Source organism: Parafrankia sp. Ea1.12 (genome assembly GCF_900465275.1).
Taxonomy (GTDB): Bacteria; Actinomycetota; Actinomycetes; order Frankiales; family Frankiaceae; genus Parafrankia; species Parafrankia soli.
The window spans coordinates 1-3,769 of the sequence record NZ_UBIZ01000625.1 but is presented as its reverse complement, the minus strand read 5'-3'; the positions used below and the strand labels follow the sequence as shown (position 1 = coordinate 3,769).

2 protein-coding genes are annotated in these 3,769 nt (G+C 68.5%); both read right to left on the bottom strand.

Features of this window, described 5'->3' with window-relative positions; all coding sequences use genetic code 11:
• Positions 1–486 precede the first annotated feature (486 nt).
• A complete protein-coding gene (locus FMEAI12_RS33625; protein WP_112109138.1) occupies positions 487–2,124 on the bottom strand; it encodes a CocE/NonD family hydrolase in 1,638 nt (545 codons plus the stop codon).
• 295 nt (positions 2,125–2,419) lie between these two features.
• Positions 2,420–3,538 carry an IS630 family transposase gene (locus tag FMEAI12_RS33620; protein ID WP_112109137.1) on the bottom strand — a complete coding sequence of 373 codons (1,119 nt, stop codon included), beginning with the start codon at positions 3,536–3,538 and terminating at the stop codon, positions 2,420–2,422.
• Between the last annotated feature and the right edge of the window lie 231 nt (positions 3,539–3,769).

Genomic DNA, 3,769 nt, shown 5'->3' with positions numbered 1-3,769 from the left:
CCTCTTCTCCAGCCGATGGACTCCCCGCATCCTCACGGGAATCCCCGCCCCCGCTCATCGCGAACCCTCACCGCGCTGACCATCCATACCACCAGTGTAGGGTAACCTAACCTAAATTCACAACAGGTCGGCCTGGACAGGCACCTACCTGATCGGACAGTCCCTCCGCCTACTGCATGCGCCCGGACAAGGCTCGGCCGACGGTGGAGACCTCGCCACGCCGCGGCCGGTCGGTAGGTGTGAACGTCGACGGACGGCTGGGTAGCCCGGAACCACCAGGTGTACGGAACGCGCGTTCGACTCGGGAAGCGATGCCGCTGCCGGTGTGGTCACGGGGCATCATCCCTGGTCAGGGTCGCATGGCGACCGGTCGAACAGTGATTTCAGGGCCGGCAACCAAGATCCAGCGGTTTTTATTGTGGTGCGTTAGGTCCACCTGGTAGGTCGATGGGTAGGCGCGACGGTGGCGTCTGGCTGAGCGTCTTTTTAGTTGAGGGCGTTCGTGCTCGCGGCGGGGGTGGGTGAGGAGTCGGGGATGGTGGGGAGGTGCAGGACGGAGCCGCCGGTGCCGGTGGCGACGGTCACGTCGACGGGTGCGGGGTTGGGGGTGAGGGTGTCGGCGGCGCCGCCGGAGAGCCGGATGGCGATGCGGTGGCCAGCGGCGAATCGATAGTGGTCCGCGCGGATCTGCAGGTCGAACGTGATGAGTGTGCCGACGGGTGCCGGTGTCGGTGTGGTGTGCGAGGTGCGGTGGCTTGCGCGCAGGAATCCGTTGTTCACCAGGGCTGAGGTGCCATCCGGGGCGATGTCGAGGAGTTCGGCGTAGAGGTTGGCGTCGGGGCCGGACAGGGATGCCCGCAGGGTGAGTGCGGGGTGGCCGAGCATCGACGTCGCCTGGGTGAGCGGTGCGGTTTGGAACGTGGCTGATCCGGCGGGGCTTGCCGGGTCGGCGGGCTGGTGGAACGTGGCGGACCCGCTCGTGCGGCGGTCTGCGGACAGTGTGCCGTCCTGGCTCAGGGACAGCGTCTGCGTCCGGGCGCCATTTTTGGGGTTGTAGTTCGAGACCTCGCGCCAGCCGTCGCCGATACCGGCGGGGCCTTCGTAGCTCACGAAGGTGGGGCGGGTCGGGATCGGGACGTCGGGCAGGTTCTTGACCCAGCGGTCGAACCATGCCAGCAGCAGGCCGGGAGCGAGTCCCTCGGGGTTACACAGGCCCGGGCAGTTGGGGAAGGCGATCGGTGAGAGATGCTGCCAGGGTCCGTAGATCGCCCAGGTCCGGTTGAGAGCACCTTCGATGTTGGCCAGGGTGCCCGATCTGAAGTACTGGTCTCCCCACCCGCCGACGGTGAGCACGGGAACTTTGATCGCGCTGTAGCGGCCGGCGAAGGATCGCTCCTGCCAGTAGGAGTCGAAGGTCGGGTGCTCGCGGTTGGCGGCGTACTCAGCGGCGGCGTCGATACGGCCCTGGCTGAGGAGCTGGGCAGTACCGGGCCAGTTGTCGATGGTCCCGCCCTCGGTGGTCTTGATGCCGCCCGGGTAGATGACGTCGTCGTAGAGGCTCGCTGGGGGTTGGAGGGGCGCGATGGCCAGCAGGTGCGGCGCCTGCTCGATGGCGGCGCCGTAGGTGGTCTGGCCGCCGTAGCTCTCGCCGAACATGCCGATGCGCCCGTCGGAGAACGGCTGAATCGCCAACCATTCGATGAGGTCACGGGCGTCTCGGCTGTCCTGGGCCGACATGGCATGCTGCCAGGTCCCACCGGAAGGTCCGGTGCCCCGCACATTGCAGACCAGACCGTTGTAGCCGCGGGTGGCGAAGTACGCAGCCTCGCTCTCGAAGGTGGAGCGGATAACGGCATACGGGGTGAACTCGATCACCAGTCCGGGAAACCGGCCAGCAGCCGGGGCGCCGTTTTCGGCGGGACGCACGAGCGAGCAGTCGAGCTGGGTACCGTCTCCCGCGGGCACCTTCACAGAGGTCCGCGTCGAGTCGAACGTCGCCGGACGGGTGTACGACCACCATGCGTTGGTCGCCGCCGACAGCGGTGCCGTTTCGGTCGGACGCGGGCCACTCGCCGACACCGCTGTGCTGTCCGGGGACGACGCCGAGCACGCGGTTATCGCCATCGCCACCGCCGCCAGCACGGGCCAGAAGCGTCCGCGCCCCCGCGACCGCAGGAATCTCCCGCGCCTCGGCGACACAACCTGTCCGGCGCTCACCGTGGCACCTCGCTCGACACCGTCCGCACCCTCACGGGGGGCGGGCTGGGCATGCGATGGTCCGTCCTGTTAGTCGGCGCCGGCGGGTCGGGCTGGTGACCGCGGCGAGCCTCCGCGATCAAAGCCTCTGTCTCGGCTGCGTTCAGCAGATTAGGGTGCGCACGCAGCGGGCTAGTGCGCTGACCGCGATCCTTTCCGGTGGTCAGGCGGCATGTGATCGTGGGCGTCCCCAGCGTTGCTGGCGTTCGCTGCGGACACGGGCGCGTTCACGGCGCTGGGCCTGCAGGACGGTGGGGTGACGGGCGTGGGCGTTGCGCCAGTGCAGGTAGGCCTGCAGGGCGCGGGCGAGCACGGGATGGTTCGGATGGTTCGCGTTACCCATCGCGAAGGTCCGCAACGGTCCGAACTGGGCCTCGATCGGATTCGCCCACGACGCGTTCGTCGGGGTCAGACAGATCTCGACGTTGTGTCGTGCCGCCCACCGGCGGATCGCCGGGGTGGTGTTCGCGGACAGGTTGTCGCAGATCACGTAGACCGGGGCGGTGTCGGGACGCGCGGCCCGGATCGTCTTCAACGCGGCCAGGGTGTTCGCCCCGCGCTTGCGGGTCCGGGTGACACCCCAGAGCTGGTCGTCGCCCAACGAGTAGCAGCCGTGGAAGTAGCGGATCCCGTGGGTGCGGTGGTAGGTCGCGGGCAGCCGGTCGGGATGCCGCTGGGGTGCCCAGCCGACGCCGTGGGTCGGGCGGATCGAGAGCGGTCCGAACTGGTCGAACGCGAAACAGCGGTTCGGACATGTCGAGGTGAGGTACTCGATCCGGTCGAGTTTGCTCTCTTTGTCCGGGTCGGTGGACTCCTTCCACGTGCGCGTGCGCTGGAACGAGATCCGGTGGTGGTGCAGAAGCTGACGGAGTCGTTCCCGGCCGATGCTCACCGTCCGGTCGGGGTTGTCGGCCAGGTAGGCGGCGAGCTTGCGCACGCTCCAGTGCGTGAACGGCTGTCCGAGTTTCTCCGGGCGGGTCCGGGCCGTCGCCATGGCGAACGCCTCGTCGTCAGCGCTGATCAGGCGGGGACGGCCTCCCGCCCAGCGAGGGTCCAGGCAGTCCAGGCCGATGTCGTTGAACCGGTGGATCACCCCCCGGACCGTGTCCTCGTCGGCCTGGACGAGGCGGGCGATCGCGGGCACCGGTGTTCCGCTCGCCGACGCCATGACGATCAGGGCCCGGCGGACCCGGATCGCGCCGTGTTTCCCGCGGCGCACGATCGCCTGGAGTCGTTGGCCTTCCTCGTCGGTCAGCCGCCGTGCCCGTACCGGCCGTGCCATCGTGGTTCACCTCCAGGGCTGGTCACCGTCCTCATCAGGCACGGTGTGCCCACGACCACCCACCCCTACCTACTTCACGGCCGGAAACGTTCGTGGTCAGCGCACTAGTAGGACTTCGTTAGGTGACTCCTGGCGGGTGAACGGTTACGGGAGGTGTGTGGTTGAAGGGTCGCTGGCAGGTGGGGCAGGCGCCGGTCCAGACGGCGAGCAGGGCCTGGAGGGTGCGGAGGA